The sequence below is a fragment of the Bradyrhizobium sp. HKCCYLRH3061 genome, assembly GCF_051168015.1.
Taxonomy (GTDB): domain Bacteria; phylum Pseudomonadota; class Alphaproteobacteria; order Rhizobiales; family Xanthobacteraceae; genus Bradyrhizobium.
Genome location: NZ_JBNPUE010000019.1, coordinates 63087 through 80258, shown reverse-complemented (window position 1 = coordinate 80258; position 17172 = coordinate 63087). Strand labels below are relative to the sequence as shown.

Here is a 17172-nt window from a genome sequence, read left to right as displayed (position 1 = left end):
ACGGCGGACGACGTTGCACTGAACCGGGCCGACGCACCGGGCGTGCTACATCCCGTGGCTCTGGAACACCGCCGAGCAGCGCTTGCTCAGCTTGGTCCGGTTCTGCGTCAGACAGTTCTGGACTGCGAAGTCATCGCCGAGCTGACTGCGACAGAAGCGCTTGGCATCCGGCGCGCACGCCTTCTGCTCCTGCGGCGTCCCCATGTGGCCCTGGGCCATGGCGAATGACGGCAGAACGGACAGCGACACGGCAACCGCAAACATCAGCTTCTTCATTGGGCGCTCCTTCTTGGGCTGAAACAAACGTTTCCCGCCCAAGGGGGTTCCGACGGAACTGTGCGTCCGAAGACCGGATGGCGAGCGTCGCAGCCAATGCGGCCTGCACATCCCGCTGTGAACGATCAGCGCCTTGCCGCAATTCTCAGCCGGCGCCGGACATCGCCCGCGCCAGCGCAGCACGCGCGAGCAGACGCGTCGAATCCAACGTCGGCAGAGGCGAGTTGGCATCGTCGATGATCAGCGGAATCTCGGTGCAGCCGAGCGCGACGGCGTCGCAGCCATCACCTTTCAACCGTGCGATGATCTTCTGAAAGGTCGCGACGGAGGGCGGCTCGAACCGCCCGTAGACGAGCTCATCCATGATGATGCGGTTGGCTTCGACGCGATCTGCCTCTTTCGGACGCGCGAACGCCAATCCGTGTGCCATCAGGCTGTCCGGATAGACATTGCTGTCGACGAGCCATGTCGTGCCGGTGATGCCGATACGCCTGTAGCCTCTCCTGACCGCCTCCTTGGCAACCTCGTCGGCGATGTGCAGCCACGGCAGCGGTGAGCGTGGCAGCACGAGCGGCAACGCCTGGTGGATGGTGTTGTCGGGACAGATCAGGAAATCCGCGCCTGCCGCAGCGAGCTTGTGCGCCGAGGTCAGCATCAGCTCGGCGACGCCATCGAGATCGCCGCGATCGAGGCAGGCCACGTAGTCGGCGAGCGACGGCGTGTGCATCGACACCTCGGGATGGGCATGCGGCCCGAGCAGGTCGGCCCCCTCCCTGCAGATCGTGCGATAGCAGAGCGCCGCGCCCTCGGCGGAGCAGCCGACGATGCCGATGTGTCGTGTCATTCGTGGTCTCATCCTGTGATGGCGGCCGGTCATGATAGCGTGGAAGACGGACGGGCGTGAGCACGATCCGCCGTCGCGACTCCGCCTGGGCACTGAGCGAGAGAAACACGATCTCTCCACCGTCATTGCGAGCGCAGCGAAGCAATCCAGAGTCCCTGCTGAGCCCTGGATTGCTTCGCTGCGCTCGCAATGACGCCGGGACAAACAAATGGGCACGGCATCGCCAGGGCGGATCACGCCGATCCACCCTGTCGAACCATCTGTTAGCGTCAATTGCCGCAGCTACATCACGCCGCGGGACATCATGACATTTGCCGTGTCGTGCCTGAGGCGCTCGAGCGCGCGGTGGGCTGCGATATGGTCGAGATCGCCTTGCGTCAAGCCGATATCCACCAGTTGCGCCTCGCTCAGGTCACTTAGATAGAGTCTCATCCTTCGCCGCCGGCGGCTTTCCTGGAACGCAAGCCAACTGGATGCGAGCAGGCCGAACAGCCCCCTAGCCGTGAGGCCCGGCGGCCCGGCCGCATTCTTTTCCGACAACGCGTCACGCAGCAACGTGACGGATGCGTTGGGTCGCGGCGCGGCTGGCACCTGGTGCGCCGCGTTCTTCAGCAATGTGAGAGGACGATCGCGCGTGGCGGCATTGCGCGCGATCTCGGCAGTGAGGTGAGTCTGGGGTGGCATCGGGTGCTCCTGCTGCGTGGTGCCGGCAGGGAGCGTGGCCAAACAAAAGGCCCCGTCCGATGCCGGCGGGGCCTGGTGGAATGATCGTGTCGTCGAAATCCTAGCGCACGACTCCTCCCACGGCCCGGCTGCAGCGGGTCGTATGTTTGCGGTTGGAGCGGCGCACGACGTTGATCATGGTTTTCATCTACCACGGAGACTGCGCCAGATCAAGGCATGTAGTTCCTGCGCTCGCAGATGGGCACCCATGCGAGGCTGTGTTATGCCGAGCCCCGAGCACACGACGTCTCCGGCAGACTGGTGTCCAGACAGAGGCGCCATCTCACCTCCGTCATTGCGAGCGCAGCGAAGCAATCCAGAGCCGTTTGCGGGACCCTGGATTGCTTCGCTGACGCTCGCAATGACGTCGCGGCGGCTATCTCGCGCTATTGGTCGGTTGTCCCTGCGTCGCCACTTTCAACGACCGGCTACATTCCCCGGCGCGCGATGAGATATCGTGGGTTGTCCCGCAGGCTGTCGAGCGTCTGCAGCGCGGCGATGTGCTCGATCTCGGCGCGCGTGATGCCGATGTCGGTGAGCTCGCGTTCGCTCAGCTCGTAGAGGCTTGCTCGCGCGCTCTCGCGGCGTTGCCGTTCTTGAATGGCGCGCCAGCATCGGCCGATCAGGCGGATGACCAGCCAGGTCGGTCTGGCCGGCGGGCCGGCCGCGTCCTTTTCCGACAACGCGTCTCGCAAAGCTGCGATGGACGTCTCGGACTGCGTCGATGGCTGCACGCTGCTGATCGCGTCTTTGACTGAGGCGATCGAGAGATCGACGTTGAGCCCTGACACGTGCCCGGCGTCGATGATCGAATTGGTCTGGTGGGGTGGCATCCCCTGCGCTCCTGCTGTTGTGCCGGCAGGGAGCGTGGCCAAACAAAAGGCCCCGTCCGATGCCGGCGGGGCCTGGTGAGAACATCGCGTCGTCAAACTCCTAGCGCGCGACTCCTTCCACGGCCCGGCCGAAGCGGGTCATGTGGTCGAAGTTCATGATGCGCACGAGTTTGTTCATGGCACTTAGATACCACGCTGCCCGCACAACATCAAGCGATATGTCGGCGTCACGCATCCTTAAAGCGAGTTGTTGTTGTCCAACAGCACGCGGGGCCAATCGGCGCTCATGTGATATGCTTCGATCGGGAGTGAGCGATGTACGATCGGATGGCCGACGCCTTTGATGCACAGATGCGGACTTATCGCGGGCATCTTCGCAGGTTGAACCGCGCCCTTGTCGAGGACTACGCACGCCAGAACAGCAAGCACGTGGCCATGGCCATCGAGCAACTGGAACGGGCGGCTCCCGTCACGCTTGCCATCATGCAACTTCACCACGCCATTCGCCGCTCGCCCGCACGCAATTTCTGGCCGCTGATCCGCAAGACCAAGGGTATGCTCTTCATCCAATCAGCCGCGGCCGGCCAGGACAGCCCCTCGCCGTGGCGACGAACGGTGTCGGGCAATCTGCGCTACGCGTTGCCGGGATATCTGCTGTTTTCGCCATGGCCCCCGAACTATCGCCGAAGGGTACGAAACCAGACGATCGCGCTTCAGCGCACGAGCGCCACGATCCAATCGATGGCAGACGAAAATGATACCTGGGTTCATCAACACCTTCACTCGTTCATTTTTTTCCGGACGCAGCAAGCCCGGTGGCTCGTTGACGAGATCAGAGCGCTACAGCGTATTGCGGCCCCGGACAGCATAGCAGCGCTGGACAGGTGGTCCGATGACCCACAGCGCGGCTCGAGCACCACATTGCGGATTTCGCAGGATACACTCGTTTATAGCAACGGCTCAGATCGTTGCGAGATCGAAATCCCTAGCGAGTTCACGAGGCCTCTCGTTGTCCCCTCGACGCCAGATCACGAGTTGAGACTGCATTTGGTTCGGGCTGGACCGCAATCCTACTACCCATGAGTTCGCTGGACGGATTGGCCTGATCGAGGTTCATCACGGCACTCCGGCTCTTCCGGAAATGATCCTCCATATCAGGGCGGGAATCTCCGACAATAACGGCTGACCAGGCGGCGATGACCCACGCTACGCACCGCGCCCCGCCATGAAGCGTTCCAAGATGTCAGCCAGCGAGCCCGAAACGCCTCCCAAGACCATGAGGACCAAAAGATCGGTCTGCACACCGAGCGCTTCGAGGACCAAGACCCCGCACAACATCAGCACGCCGGTCATAACACCCATGCGAAGCGGCTTCATGTTTTCCCCCAACGAGCAAGCAACGCCACGATCAAGCTAACATAAGACGCCTGACGTTCGCAGGTCCGATCAGCGTCAGCCTTATTTTCGGGCGTCCGTCCGAGCGCGCCGACATGATCCTGCGCCAAAAGACGAACTTCTCGAACGCTTTCAACCATATCACTCTCGTCGGCTGTTCGGAGCGCAATTTGCGCTTTCTTTTTTCCAGAAATAGTGCTACCTCCATGACATCCCACCTCGCCATGAGGGGCGCATCGCGATCGTCACGAGCGTGAGGTGGGTTGCGGTGGGCGTGTCGGGGTGCAGCGTGGTTGATCCGCGCGGACGAACATCCTGATGCGCACGGTGAAGCCGTGTGGTCCTGGCCTCCCGACGCTGAGGCCAAGCGGGCGCTGCGACGAAGCGCGCCGGTGACGGGGGCAAGAACGCCGGTCCCCGGGGAGAGCACGGAGTAAGCCGTAAAGCCATCGCGCAGGGAGGGCCGGATGTCCGGCTCGTACCTGTGGTTCTGCCGCGTGCTTTCTTTCTGCACGCGGACCATGGGTGCGACCAGCACCCGGCCTTCCCTGCGCCCTCTGTTCTCGAAGAGGGTTTTGAATGGCAAAGCTCGGGCGCGGATGCGCCGCGAGGACGATTGGTCATGTCTGAACGGAAAGCACACGTGAACGCAGCATTCCGACGCGATGGAGCACGTCTTCCTCGCGAGGATGCATCAGCCCCGCGGCCGTCCTTCGAGACGCACGCCTGCGGCGTGCCCTCAGGACGAGGTTCGTGGTTTTGGCGTGATCTCGGAGGGATGCTGGAGAGATCTTGGCGAAGCTCTCAACCTCATGCTGAGGAGCGCCGCTTGCGGCGCGTCTCGAAGCACGAGGCCCGGAATCGCTCGATGGCAGATGGAGGGCGTTGGACAGATGCGCGGCAACTTCAGCCGAGGACGAAGAGAGCGCAGCCCCCTGCCCCTCTAGCGGCCGCGGCCGGCGGCCTGCGGCAGGAAGGTCGGCTGATGGACCGGGGCGATCGCCACCGCGCGGTTGCGGCCCTCGTTCTTGGCCCGGTACAGCGCATTGTCGGCGCGCTTCATGACGTCGGCAATCGGCTCGCCCTTCTGCTCCAGGGTCGACAGCCCGATCGAGACCGTGACCTCGATGCGCTTCTCGCCCTTGTGCACGGCGAACGGCTCGTTGGCGACCGAGCGCCGCAGCCGCTCGGCGACCATGCCGGCGACGTGCAGGTCGGTCTCGGGCATCACGATCACGAACTCCTCGCCGCCATAGCGGCAGGCGAGATCGATGCCGCGGATCGACTTGCGCACGCGCATCGCGAACTCGCGCAGCACGTCGTCGCCGGCATCATGGCCATAATTGTCGTTGATCGACTTGAAGTAGTCGATGTCGAGCATCATCAGCGCCAGCGGCTTGCCGCGGCTCGCGGCCTGGTCGGCCAAGGTCGAAAGATGCGTCTCCATGTAGCGGCGGTTGTGAAGGCCCGTCAGCGCGTCGGTGATCGCCATCTCGATCGAGTTCTGGACGTTGTCGCGCAGATGGTCGGTGTAGCGGCGCTTGCGGATCTGGGTGCGGGCGCGCGCCAGCAGCTCGTTCTTGTCGACAGGGCGCAGCAGATAGTCGTTGACGCCGATCTCCAGCCCGCGCAGCAGCCGCGAATTGTTTTCCGCATCGGCAATCGCCAGGATCGGCACGTGGCGCGTGCGTTCCAGCGAGCGCAACTGGCTGCACAGCCGCAGGCCGTCGAAATCGTTGAGGTCGAGCGAGACGATGACGAGGTCGTAATTGCCTTCGGCGGCGTTGAACACGGCCTCGGCGGGATTGGTCTCGACGTCGATGGAATGCTCGGTCGCCAGCATCGGCCCGAGCCGCTCGTAGGACGACGGCCGGTCGTCGACCAGCAGCACCCGCCCGCCCTTGCCGGCGTCGGCGACCGCGTTGCGCTCGGGCGCCTGCACGCCGATCTCGAGCGAGGTCAGCGCGCGCATGCGCAGCTCGTCGGTCATCATCTTCAGCCGCGTCAGCGAGCGTACGCGCGCGATCAGCACGACGTCGGAGACGGGCTTGGTGAGGAAGTCGTCGGCGCCGGCCTCCAGGCCGCGCACGCGGTCGGACGGGCTGTCGAGCGCCGTCACCATGACGACCGGAATGAAATGCGTGGCCGGATTCGACTTCAGCCGGCGGCAGACCTCGAAGCCGTCCATGTCCGGCATCATGACGTCGAGCAGGATGATGTCGCATTCGGCGCGCTGGCAGATCTGCAGAGCCTCGGCGCCGTTCGCGGCGGTCAGCACGTCGAAATATTCGGCCGACAGCCGCGCCTCCAACAGCTTGACGTTGGCCGGGACGTCGTCGACGACGAGGATACGCGCGGACACTGCAGAAACTCCTTAGCCGATAAAGCGGCGTACCGTTTCAATGAATTTTCCGACCGAGATCGGCTTGGAAAGATAGGCTTCGCAGCCACCCTCGCGGATGCGCTCCTCGTCGCCCTTCATCGCAAAGGCCGTCACTGCCACCACCGGGATGGCACGCAAATCCGGATCGTCCTTGATCCATTTCGTCACTTCCAGGCCCGAGACCTGCGGCAGCTGGATGTCCATCAGGATCAGATCGGGGCGGGTCCGGCGCACGATGTCGAGCGCCTCCACGCCGCTGGACGTACCGGAGGTCTGGTACCCGTGGGCTTCCAACAGATCGCGGAAGAGCTTCATGTTGAGCTCATTGTCTTCCACGATCAGGACGGTCTTGCCCATCCGCCCCTCCGAATCACTGACACCGGCATGTCCTCTGGCGGACGACTGTCCACCGCTACTCATCTAATTCAAACTAGCCCCAGATTCGTTCAAACCCGTTAAGGTGGGATTCCATCTTTCCCCGAGATGGTTTCCACTTGCTTGAACCCATTCCGAAGACTCGGGCATGATGGGCGCAAAGTAGAGCCGACAAGTTAACGGAAAGGCAAATCCGCCGTTGAAAAAGCCCGTTCGAAATCCGCGCGAAGTCGCTGAAATCGTTGCAGTTCAGGCCCTCGGCTTCCTGGCCGGCGAACCGGAGCGGCTGGGCCGTTTCCTGGCCGAGACCGGGATCGGGCCGGAGACGCTGCGATCCTCGGCCGCCGACCCCAATTTCCTGGTCAGCGTGCTCGATTTCGTGCTGCGCGATGACGAGACGGTAAAGGCTTTTGCCGCCCACTCCAAGTTACATCCCACCAATATCATGGCAGCACGGCAGGTATTGGGCGACCGCCAGTGGGAGCGCGACGTGCCGTGACCGGCTCGGCGCCAGCGAGCGGGTCACGCGCGGTCAGCGGGCCGACCTGCTTCTGCCGAGACTGCCTGACGGACCTCGACGATGGCGCGCGCCGCTGTTCGGGCTGCGGCTCGCCGCGCCTCGTCCGCCATCGCGCCCTGCCCGCGCTGACCCTGGCCCATATCGACTGTGACGCGTTCTATGCAACCGTCGAGAAGCGCGACAATCCAGAGGTCGCCGACCGGCCCGTCATCATCGGGGGCGGCAAGCGCGGCGTGGTGTCGGCGGCCTGCTACATCGCCCGCACCTATGGCGTGCGCTCGGCGATGCCGATGTTCAAGGCGCTGGAGCTGTGTCCCTCGGCGGCCGTGATTCCCCCGGACATGGCGAAATATGTCCGCGTCGGGCGTGAGGTCCGGCAGGCGATGCAGGCGCTGACGCCGCTGGTCGAGCCGCTGTCGATCGACGAGGCGTTCCTCGACCTCTCCGGTACCGCGCGCGTCCACGGCATGATCCCGGCCAAGGTGCTGGCGCGCTTCGCCCGCGACGTCGAGCAGACCATCGGCATCACGGTGTCTGTCGGGCTGTCCTGCAACAAGTTCCTGGCCAAGATCGCCTCGGATCTCGACAAGCCGCGCGGCTTTGCCGCGCTCGACCAGGAGGAAGCACTGATGATGCTGGCCGACAAGCCGGTCGGCTTCATCTTCGGCGTCGGTCCGGCCACCCAGCAGCGGCTGGCGAACCAGGGCTTCCGCACCATCGCCGACCTGCAGCGCGCCGACGAGATCGAGCTGATGAAGCAGTTCGGCGGTGACGGCCGCCGGCTGTGGCGGCTGGCGCGCGGCCTCGACGACCGCAAGGTGGTGGCCGATCGCGGCGCCAAGACGATCTCCAGCGAGACCACCTTCGACACCGACATCCGCGACTACGTGACCCTGGAAAAGACGCTGTGGCGGCTGTCGGAGAAGGTGTCGGCACGGCTGAAGGCGAGCCAGCTCGCCGGGTCGACCATCACGCTGAAGCTCAAGACCGCCGACTTCCGCCAACGAACGCGCTCGCAATCGATCGCGGCGCCGACGCAGCTCGCCGGCAAGATCTTCGCAATCTGCAAGGAGATGCTGGCGCGCGAGACCGACGGCACGGCGTTCCGGCTGATGGGCACAGGCGTCAGCGCGTTGCGCCCGGGCTCGGAGGCCTCCGACACCGACATGCTCGACCGCCGCTCGGCCTCGGCCGAGCGCGCGATCGATGCGCTACGCAAGAAGTTCGGCCAGGCCGCGGTGATCCGCGGCATCGCCTATGACGGCCCGGAGCAGACCGAATGACGCCCCGGTCAATTGCTGCAGGGCTTGCCGTCCTTCACGTCCTTGACGTCGAACTTGCCGAGCGCGCCGGCGATGACGAAATCATTGTAGTCGAGCACGAGCGCGCGCGAGACGCCGTTCTCGTAGAGCTCGAACGACATCGCGTAGACCGGCGTCTGCTCGCCCTCGGCCCGCTTGGCGTCGCGGTCATAATAGCTGACCGTCACCGGCCACCGCGTCATCTTCTTCATCTCGTCATTGTCGGTCGAGGCGTCGGGCTTGGCGGCGGCCTTGTCGGCCGGCACGGGCGCACCGATCACGGTCAGCGTGTTGTAGACCTTCTCGCCATTGTCCGAGCCGTCATAGACCGTCAGTTCGAGCAGCGACTTGCCCTCGCGCGCGGCGGCGATGATGCGATGAATCTGCTCGGTCGGAAAAACGGTCGAGCCGTCGAGCGTGAAGGTCTTCGCCTCGGGCTGCTTGAGCTTGACGGTGATGTGATCGCCGGTGCGCTCGGCGATCCCGTCGACCGGGCTGGGGGCCTGCTCGTTCATGCGCGAGTCGATCTTGAAGCGGTAGCTCTTCCCGGCGCCGTCCTCCCATGCGGTGGACCGCAGGTCGCTCAGGGTCACCTTGCCCTCCCCGAGATCGAGCTCCGAGACCTGGCGGAATTCCGAAGTGTAGCCGTCGCAGGCGTTGCCGGAGAAATTGTAGAGGATGCGGCCGCGCGCGCTGTTGACCGGGCTCGAACCGCGCGACTTGACCAGGCTCAGGTCGTAGAGCGCCTGATGCGGCAGGAACGGCACCGCCGCCCCGGCCTGCGCCGGACCGAACGTGATCGCCGCGACGGCGAGCGCTCCCATCGACAGTCGAAACGAATGAGCCATGAGTTTTCCTCGGAGGACGTATCGCTAAACCGTCACATTAGAGACCGCTGCATTGCGTCGCAACTGCGGCTGTCTCACGGAAACGTGCGCTTAAAGCGCCGGAATCGCGTCGGTGCTGGCAGCTTGCATGTCACTGGCAACTGCGCCAAACAGGGCCGCGGTCCGGCACGGGACCGGCTTTCAGGCGACAGAACGGGGATTTGAGATGGCGGGTACGGTCGAACAGAACCTGGCGGCACAGGGCATCACACTGCCGGCACCAAAGGCACCGGTGGCCAATTACGTCCCGTTCGTGCGCACCGGCAATCTGCTGTTCGTGTCGGGCCAAGTCTGCCTCGGCGGCGACGGCAAGATGATCGCTTCCGGCAAGCTTGGCGGCGGCGTGTCGATCGAGGACGGCTATGCGGCCGCGAAGGGCTGCGGCGTCAACCTGCTGGCGCAGGTGAAGGCGGCGGTCGGCGATCTCGACAAGGTCGTGCGCGTGGTCCGGCTCGGCGGCTTCGTCAATTCGGCGCCGGATTTCCTCGACGGACCGAAGGTTCTCAACGGCGCCTCCGACCTGATGGTCGCCGCCTTCGGCGACAAGGGCCGCCACGCCCGCACCACCGTCGGCGTCTCGGCCCTGCCGTCCGATGCGGCGGTGGAAGTCGAAGGCGTGTTCGAGGTTGAGTGAGTTCGAAGTTGAAGACAATGGACGGGGCGAATGCGCGCACCTGACTGGCTGACGGCCCGCCCCGTCGCCCATCGCGGCCTTCACGATGCTGTCAGCGGCATCATCGAGAACATGCCGGCCGCCGCACGCGGCGCCGTGGCCGGCAACTTCGCCATCGAATGCGACATCCAGCTGTCGGCCGATGGCGAGGCCATGGTGCATCACGACTATGATCTCGGACGCCTCACCGAGGGCACCGGCCCGCTGATCGAGAAGACCGCGGCAGAGCTGAAAGCGATCAAGTTCAAGCAGACCGACGAGCAGATGATGACGCTCGGCGACCTCTGCAACCTGATCGCCGGACGCGTGCCACTGGTCGTCGAGGTCAAGAGCACGTTCCAGGGCGATCGCCGGCTGGTCCGGCGCATGGCCGAGGTGCTGGCGTCCTACTCCGGGCCGGTGGTCGGGATGTCGTTCGATCCGGACCAGGTCCGTGCCTTGCGCGAGACCATGCCGAAGCTGACGCGCGGCATCGTCGCGCAGCGCAGCTACGAGGACGGCTATTGGGCCAAGCTGACCCAGGCGCAGCGCGACAGCATGCTGCATCTGAAGCACGGCTTCAGCAGCCAGCCGCATTTCGTCGCCTATTGGGTCGACCAGCTGCCTGCGCCGGCCCCCTGGATCGCGCGCAATGTGTTCGGCTGCCCGCTGCTGACCTGGACCGTCCGCACCCCCGAGCAGCGTGCCGCCGCAGCCCGCTACGCGGATCAGATGATCTTCGAAGGGTTTACGCCGGAGACGTGACGCCGGCCTTGAACTCGCTGCTGCGATGCACGATCTTCAGGGCGTGGCATCTGGAACGTCCCGGCCGGGGCGTCCCGTGCCGGCCGGTTTGACAAGGACTCGATGGCATCGCCTGAGATCACGCTCGAAGCCGTTCCCGGGATCAGCGAGATCCCGGCGGCCGCATGGGATGCCTGCGCCAATCCCGGCGGTCGCGTTGGTCCCGGCTCATCTCCCGCCTGCGGCCGCGGCTACAATCCGTTCATCTCACATGCGTTTTTCTCGGCGCTCGAAGCCTCTGGCTCGGCCACCCTGCGTACCGGCTGGGCGCCGCGCCATCTGGTGGCGAAGATCGGCGACGAGATCCTCGGCGTCGTGCCGTGCTATCTGAAGTCCCATTCGCAGGGCGAATACGTCTTCGACCGCGGCTGGGCCGACGCCTATGAGCGCGCCGGCGGCCGCTATTATCCGAAGCTGCAGGTGTCGGTCCCGTTCACGCCGGCGACCGGGCCGCGGCTCTTGATCCGCGCCGACCAGGACCAGGAATTGATCGGTAATGCGCTTGCGCAGGGGCTCAAGGCGCTGTGCGGGATCAGCGAGGCGTCGTCGGTCCACGTCACCTTCGCCCGGGAGTCGGAGTGGCAGCTGCTCGCCGCGCAGGGCTTCCTGCAGCGCACCGACCAGCAGTTCCACTGGCACAATCAGGGTTTTTCCAGCTTCGACGATTTCCTGGCGACGATGAATTCGCGCCACCGCAAGGCGATCAAGCGCGAGCGGCGCGACGCATTGGCCGCCGGCATCACCATCCACTGGCTGACCGGCAAGGACATCACCGAGGACGCCTGGGACGCGTTCTTCGCGTTCTACATGGAGACCGGCTCGCGGAAGTGGGGCCGGCCGTATCTGACCCGCAAGTTCTTCGCGCAGATCGGCGAGACCATGGCTGAGGACGTGTTGCTGGTGATGGCCAGGCGCGACGGCCGCTGGATCGCCGGTGCGATCAACTTCATCGGCTCGGATACGCTGTTCGGGCGCAACTGGGGCGCCATCGAGCACCACCCGTTCCTGCATTTCGAGGTCTGCTACTACCAGGCGATCGACTTTGCGATCCAGCACAAGCTTGCCGTGGTCGAGGCCGGCGCCCAGGGCGAGCACAAGATCGCGCGCGGCTACCTGCCGCAGACCACCTACTCCGCCCACTACATCGCCGACCGCGGCCTGCGCCGCGCCATCGACGACTATCTCAAGCGCGAGCGCGCCTATGTCGAGCAGGCCGGCCGCGAGCTCGCCGAATCCGGACCGTTCCGGAAAGGCATGGACGAGCCGTCTTGACCGGCGACACCTGCCGGTGAGAGTAAGGCGCACCAAGAAGAACCGCTTAAGGGACTGCCCATGACCGCCTACGATCCCAACAATCCGTTCGCAAAGATCCTGCGCGGCGAATTCCCCTGCACCAAGGTCTACGAGAACGACCACGTGCTGGCGTTCCTCGACATCATGCCGCGCGTCCCCGGGCATACGCTGGTGATCCCGAAGGTGCCGGCCCGCAACATCCTTGATATCACCGAGGAGGACTACCTCCATGTCGGCCGTGCCGTGCGGACCATCGCGCGCGCGGCCAAGACCGCGTTCGCCGCCGACGGCATCACCGTGCAGCAGTTCAATGAGCATGCCGGCGGGCAGATGGTGTTCCACCTGCACGTCCACATCATGCCGCGCCACAATGGCGATTCCCTGCTGCCGCCCGCGAGCCGCAAGGAAGATCCGAAGCTGCTGGAGGAGAACGCGGCGAAGCTGATTGCGGCGCTGAAGGGCTGATCAGGCCTCGTCGAGCCCGATGTCCAGCGCGGCCGACGAATGCGTGATCCAGCCGACGGAGATCAGGTCGACGCCGGCCGCGGCGATCGCGGGCGCGGTCTCCACGGTGATCCGGCCCGAGGCTTCGGCGATGGCCTTGCCGCCGATCATGCCCACCGCGGTTTCGAGCTCCGCCGGCGTCATGTTGTCGAGCAGCACCGCGTCGACGCCGAGCGTCAGCGCCTGCTCGAGCTGCGCCAAGGTGTCGACCTCGACCTCGATCTTGACGAGATGGCCGGCATGGGCCTTCGCGCGCGTGATGGCAGCCTTGATGCCGCCGGCGATGGCGATGTGGTTGTCCTTGATCAGGACGGCATCGTCGAGCCCGAACCGGTGATTGCCGCCGCCTCCGGCGCGCACCGCATATTTCTCCAGCGCGCGCAGGCCCGGCGTGGTCTTCCGGGTACAGACGATCTGCGCCTTGGTCCCTTTCACCGCCGCGACCAGCGACGCCGTCGCGCTGGCGACCCCGCTCAAGCGGCAGAGGAAGTTGAGCGCCACGCGCTCGCCGGTCAGCAGCGCCCGCGCCGGGCCGCTGATGGTTGCGATCGTGTCTCCCGGCGCCGCGGCGCTGCCATCAGGCCGCACGACCTCCAGGCGCACGTCCGGCGAGACGGTCTGGAAGGCGCAGCGCGCCACATCGAGGCCCGCGATCACGCCGTGCTGGCGCGCCCGCAGCTTCAGCGATGCGCGCTGCTCGGCCGGCACGATGGCATCGGTGGTGATGTCGCCGGCCCGGCCGAGATCCTCAAGCAGCGCCATGCGCACCAGCGGCTCGTAGAGCAAGGGCGAGAGAGGATTGAGACTCATGGCACTGCACTCCTCAACGGCGTCTGCTCGGCCTCGACGATGTCGCGCGCAACCGTGATCGCCTCGGGCAGAGTGAAGCTGGACGGCTGCGCGACGGTCCGCGTGTCCGGACGATCGCTGCGGAAATGCGCGCCGCGGCTCTCCTCACGGGCATGCGCCGCGACCGCGAGCATCAGGCCGACCAGCGCAGGATCAGCCGCGGGCCCGGCCTGCTCCGCCAGCGGAAGCAGGCTGCGGACGGCCGCCGCGATCGTGCGGCGCTCGCGCATCACGCCGAGCGCATCCGACAGCAGCGGCCGTACGGCCGACGGATCGGACGCCGGCGGAATGACCGCCACCGCGCACGGCTTGCCCGCACGCTGCGGCGCGCCGGCCACGCTTTCGGCCACCCATTGCGCGCAGACGATCGCTTCCATCAGCGAGTTGCTGGCGAGCCGGTTGGCGCCGTGCAGGCCGGTGCGGCTGGCCTCGCCACAGGCCCACAAGCCCTCGACCGTGCTGCGGCCCATCGCGTCAACAGCGATGCCGCCCATATGATAGTGCACGGCCGGCCGCACCGGGATCGGATCGCGCGCGGGATCGATGCCCGCCATGCGGCAGAAGGCGCTGATCACGGGATAGCGCGCGGCGAAATCCTGGCCCGGCTTGTCGCGCGCATCGAGCAACACACGGTGTCCCTGCGCGCGGCGCCGCCACACCGCGCGCGCCACCACATCGCGGGGCGCCAGCTCGGCCCCCGGCTCGTCGGCCATGAAGCGCGTGCCGGTCTCGTCGATCAGCACCGCACCGTCGCCGCGGATCGCCTCGGTGAGAAGCGGCAGCGGCCGCGAGGGCCCGTCAAACGCGGTGGGGTGAAACTGCACGAATTCGAGATCGGACAGCACGGACCCGGCCCGCGCCGCCAGCGCGAGCCCCTGGCCGAAGCAGCCGGTGGGATTGGTGCTGTCGAGGAACAGCCCGCCGATGCCGCCGGTTGCGATCACGACGCGTGTCGTGGCGAGAATCAGAGCCGCATCGCCGCGCACTGCAACCACGCCCTGGATCGCGTTGTCGTCGACAATCAGCCGGCGCGCCTCGACGCCCTCGAGCAAGGTCACCGAAGCACAACGCCGCACCGCCGCGATCAGTGCGCGCATGATCTCGCGTCCCGTGCCGTCGCCGGTCGCATGCACGATCCGCTTGCGGCTGTGCGCGGCCTCCAGGCCCAGACGCCAGCGTCCATCCGCATGCCGGTCGAACGCGACGCCGAGCTGGGCGAGGCGCTCGACCGCGGCCGGCGCAGCATCGATGATACGGCGCGCGGCGGACTCGTCGCACAATCCCGCTCCGGCAGCGAGCGTGTCCTTAAGATGCAGCGACGGATCATCGTCATCGCCAACCGCCGCGGCCAGTCCGCCTTGCGCCCACATGCTCGATGCCTCCGCGCCGAGCGGCGACTTCGACAGCAGTACGACGGGCTCGGGCGCGAGCTGAAGCGCCGTCATCAGACCTGCGGCTCCGCCGCCGATGATCACGGGACGGCCAGCCAACTTCGAAACATCGATGCTCATGATGCCAGCATCCTTTCCACGGCGCGCCGCGCGCGCTCGGCCATCGCGGGATCGATCGTGACCTCGTGCGTGTTGGTCTCGAGCGCATGGCGGATGTTCTTCAACGTGATCCGCTTCATGTGCGGGCACAGATTGCAGGGGCGGATGAACTCGATGTCGGGATGGAGCACGGCGACATTGTCGCTCATCGAGCATTCCGTGAGCAGCACCACCCGGATCGGCCGTCTTGCTCCGACGAAGTCCGACATCGCCGCAGTGGAGCCGGCGAAGTCGGCCTCCGCCACCACCTCCGGCGGACACTCCGGATGCGCGAGCACGGTGACCCCGGGATGGTTGTCGCGCAGCGTGCGGACGTCATCGGCGCTGAAGCGCTCATGGACCTCGCAATGCCCTTTCCAGGCCGTGATCCTGACCTTGGTCTGTGCGGCGACGTTGCGCGCGAGATATTCATCCGGCAGCATGATGACGTGATCGACACCGAGCGACTCGACGACCGCGCGCGCGTTGCCGGACGTGCAGCAGACGTCGGACTCGGCCTTCACGGCCACCGACGTGTTGACATAGGCGACCACGGGCACGCCCGGGTGGCGCGCGCGCATCAGCCGGACGTCGGCGGCGGTGATCGACTCCGCCAATGAGCAGCCCGCCTCCACGTCGGGGATCAGCACCGTCTTGTCGGGATTGAGCAGCTTGGCGGTCTCCGCCATGAAGTGGACGCCGGCGAGCACGATCACCTCGGCATCGACCTTGGTCGCTTCGCGCGCCAGCAGCAGGCTGTCGCCGACGATGTCGGCGACGCCGTGATAGATCTCGGGCGTCTGATAGTTGTGCGCCAGCACCACGGCATTGCGCCGGCGCTTCAGCGCCAGGATGGCTTCGACATCGTCCTCGAAGACAGCCCATTCCGGCGGCGGGATCACCCGCCTCAGACGCTCAGCAAGCGATGCATTCGGCGCGACGGCGGGCAGGACAAGATCGGCCATTTATACTCTCCATGAGCATAAGATGCCTTATACTTATCCTGAGCATAAGCCTTGTCAAGAGCGGGCGATCAAGACCGCGAGAGCGGCAGCTTGGTTCCTACCACCGCCCGCTCGGCCAGAACGCCCTGCCGGAAGCGAAACAGCTTGGCCGGCCGACCGATCGTGTCGGCAGCGATTGCGCCTGTCTCTTCAACGAGTTCCTGCTGCTCGATGAGGCGGCGGAAGTTCTGCTTGTGGACGAGCCGGCCTGCCAAGGCCTCGACGCTGCGTTGCAGTTGCAGGAGTGTAAATTCTTCCGGCATCAACTCGAACACGACCGGCCGGTATTTGATCTTGGCGCGCAGCCGCGCGATGCCGGTGGCGAGAATGCGGCGGTGATCACCCGTCATGGCGCGGCCCGGCACGATCGGATCGCCTCCCTTTTCGCGCACGCTCTCGGGGATCAGCCCCGCCTCATACAGCAGCTCGTAGCGCTGCAGCGTCAGTTCCTCGTTCCACTCGCGGCCGTCGAGGCCGAAGGTGATGGCGGCGCGCCGCCACCTGGTCTTCTGCAGCGTCGGCTCGTCGGCGGATCGGGCCCAGGCTTTCAGCTTCGGCGCGATGATCTTGGCCAGGATCGCCGGCGGCCCGTCGCGATGATCCTCCCACGGGAAGTAGTCGTACCAGGATGACCATTGCGCATCCGCGCCCTCGCGCCCCTCCTCCTCACGGGTCAGGCCGAGATAGCTGATGGAGATCCGGTGCGGCGCGTCGGGATCGCCGGTACGGCCACGGTCGGCGAAGGTGTAGAGCTGCTCGACATAGCCCAGGGGATGGCCGGTCTGGGCCTCGACCCAGGCGCGCAGGCCGGTCTGCAGCGAGCGGTGCCCGAACTGAAACGGTCCGCTCGGCAGCGCCGCAGCGTGCTCGATCGTCATGATCCTGGGCTGCCCGTCGGTCACCGCCACCAGCACGGCGACGAGGTCCGCCGTGATCGCATCCAGAGCCGTCACCGTCTTCTGCGGCCGCTTGTTCACCTTCGACATCCGGATCTGTCGGT

Annotated in this window: 19 protein-coding genes; 7 read left to right on the top strand and 12 right to left on the bottom strand. The window is 65.8% G+C overall.

Annotated elements, in window-relative coordinates; genetic code table 11:
• Positions 1–45: 45 nt before the first annotated feature.
• The 4 genes from ACQR2C_RS26535 to ACQR2C_RS26520 form a co-directional block, all read right to left on the bottom strand.
• Positions 46–276, bottom strand: coding sequence for a hypothetical protein (locus ACQR2C_RS26535; RefSeq protein ID WP_315804107.1), 231 nt, complete (start codon positions 274–276; stop codon positions 46–48).
• A 145-nt stretch (positions 277–421) separates the two neighbouring features.
• Positions 422–1120 carry an aspartate/glutamate racemase family protein gene (locus ACQR2C_RS26530; RefSeq protein ID WP_434882455.1) on the bottom strand — a complete coding sequence of 233 codons (699 nt, stop codon included), beginning with the start codon at positions 1118–1120 and terminating at the stop codon, positions 422–424.
• Positions 1121–1402: 282 nt separating this feature from the next.
• Positions 1403–1846, bottom strand: coding sequence for a DUF1127 domain-containing protein (locus ACQR2C_RS26525; protein ID WP_434882454.1), 444 nt, complete (start codon positions 1844–1846; stop codon positions 1403–1405).
• Between the two features lie 425 nt (positions 1847–2271).
• Positions 2272–2676: a DUF1127 domain-containing protein gene (locus tag ACQR2C_RS26520; protein WP_434882453.1), complete on the bottom strand. Its 405-nt coding sequence runs from the start codon at positions 2674–2676 to the stop codon at positions 2272–2274.
• Positions 2677–2991: 315 nt separating this feature from the next.
• On the opposite strand from ACQR2C_RS26520, the gene ACQR2C_RS26515 reads away from it, so the two are divergent.
• A complete protein-coding gene (locus tag ACQR2C_RS26515; RefSeq protein WP_434882452.1) occupies positions 2992–3759 on the top strand; it encodes a hypothetical protein in 768 nt (255 codons plus the stop codon).
• Positions 3760–3882: 123 nt separating this feature from the next.
• Here ACQR2C_RS26515 and ACQR2C_RS26510 read toward each other — a convergent pair whose 3' ends face one another.
• From ACQR2C_RS26510 to ACQR2C_RS26500, 3 genes are all read right to left on the bottom strand, one after another.
• Complete coding sequence (locus ACQR2C_RS26510; RefSeq protein WP_315804112.1) at positions 3883–4053, bottom strand: hypothetical protein; 171 nt, start codon at positions 4051–4053, stop codon at positions 3883–3885.
• Positions 4054–5014: 961 nt separating this feature from the next.
• Complete coding sequence (locus ACQR2C_RS26505; RefSeq protein ID WP_316181848.1) at positions 5015–6433, bottom strand: PleD family two-component system response regulator; 1419 nt, start codon at positions 6431–6433, stop codon at positions 5015–5017.
• A gap of 12 nt (positions 6434–6445) precedes the next feature.
• A complete protein-coding gene (locus ACQR2C_RS26500; protein ID WP_008964019.1) occupies positions 6446–6811 on the bottom strand; it encodes a response regulator in 366 nt (121 codons plus the stop codon).
• A 217-nt stretch (positions 6812–7028) separates the two neighbouring features.
• Between ACQR2C_RS26500 and ACQR2C_RS26495 the strand changes: the two genes are divergently transcribed.
• Both ACQR2C_RS26495 and ACQR2C_RS26490 read left to right on the top strand, forming a co-directional pair.
• Positions 7029–7328 (top strand): DUF3572 domain-containing protein, encoded by a 300-nt coding sequence (locus tag ACQR2C_RS26495; RefSeq protein WP_315718395.1) that lies wholly within the window; start codon positions 7029–7031, stop codon positions 7326–7328.
• A complete protein-coding gene (locus ACQR2C_RS26490) occupies positions 7325–8632 on the top strand; it encodes a DNA polymerase IV (protein ID WP_434882451.1) in 1308 nt (435 codons plus the stop codon). Before ACQR2C_RS26495 ends, ACQR2C_RS26490 begins: the two co-directional genes overlap by 4 nt.
• An 8-nt stretch (positions 8633–8640) precedes the next feature.
• Here ACQR2C_RS26490 and ACQR2C_RS26485 read toward each other — a convergent pair whose 3' ends face one another.
• The gene (locus ACQR2C_RS26485) at positions 8641–9498 is read right to left on the bottom strand and encodes a cell envelope integrity EipB family protein (RefSeq protein WP_434882450.1); all 858 of its coding nucleotides are present in this window, start codon (positions 9496–9498) and stop codon (positions 8641–8643) included.
• Between the two features lie 205 nt (positions 9499–9703).
• Here ACQR2C_RS26485 and ACQR2C_RS26480 point away from each other — a divergent pair, with 205 nt between their 5' ends.
• The 4 genes from ACQR2C_RS26480 to ACQR2C_RS26465 all read left to right on the top strand — a co-directional run bounded on the left by ACQR2C_RS26480 (position 9704) and on the right by ACQR2C_RS26465 (position 12751).
• Entirely contained in the window at positions 9704–10171 is a 468-nt protein-coding gene (locus tag ACQR2C_RS26480; RefSeq protein ID WP_315804116.1) for a RidA family protein, read from the top strand.
• 30 nt (positions 10172–10201) lie between these two features.
• A complete protein-coding gene (locus ACQR2C_RS26475; RefSeq protein WP_316237479.1) occupies positions 10202–10954 on the top strand; it encodes a glycerophosphodiester phosphodiesterase in 753 nt (250 codons plus the stop codon).
• Between the two features lie 102 nt (positions 10955–11056).
• Positions 11057–12265, top strand: a complete 1209-nt coding sequence (locus ACQR2C_RS26470; RefSeq protein ID WP_434882449.1) for a GNAT family N-acetyltransferase — start codon at positions 11057–11059, stop codon at positions 12263–12265.
• A 60-nt stretch (positions 12266–12325) separates the two neighbouring features.
• Positions 12326–12751, top strand: coding sequence for an HIT family protein (locus ACQR2C_RS26465; protein WP_434882448.1), 426 nt, complete (start codon positions 12326–12328; stop codon positions 12749–12751).
• Here the strand turns inward: ACQR2C_RS26465 and nadC are convergent, their stop codons facing one another.
• The 4 genes from nadC to ACQR2C_RS26445 all read right to left on the bottom strand — a co-directional run bounded on the left by nadC (position 12752) and on the right by ACQR2C_RS26445 (position 17158).
• The gene (gene nadC / locus ACQR2C_RS26460) at positions 12752–13600 is read right to left on the bottom strand and encodes a carboxylating nicotinate-nucleotide diphosphorylase (RefSeq protein WP_315804120.1); all 849 of its coding nucleotides are present in this window, start codon (positions 13598–13600) and stop codon (positions 12752–12754) included.
• Positions 13597–15150 carry an L-aspartate oxidase gene (locus tag ACQR2C_RS26455; protein WP_434882447.1) on the bottom strand — a complete coding sequence of 518 codons (1554 nt, stop codon included), beginning with the start codon at positions 15148–15150 and terminating at the stop codon, positions 13597–13599. Before ACQR2C_RS26455 ends, nadC begins: the two co-directional genes overlap by 4 nt.
• Positions 15147–16133 (bottom strand): quinolinate synthase NadA, encoded by a 987-nt coding sequence (gene nadA / locus ACQR2C_RS26450; protein ID WP_434848837.1) that lies wholly within the window; start codon positions 16131–16133, stop codon positions 15147–15149. The genes ACQR2C_RS26455 and nadA overlap by 4 nt, the downstream gene beginning before the upstream one ends.
• Before the next feature lie 68 nt (positions 16134–16201).
• Entirely contained in the window at positions 16202–17158 is a 957-nt protein-coding gene (locus tag ACQR2C_RS26445; protein ID WP_315804123.1) for an NUDIX hydrolase, read from the bottom strand.
• Positions 17159–17172 lie beyond the last annotated feature (14 nt).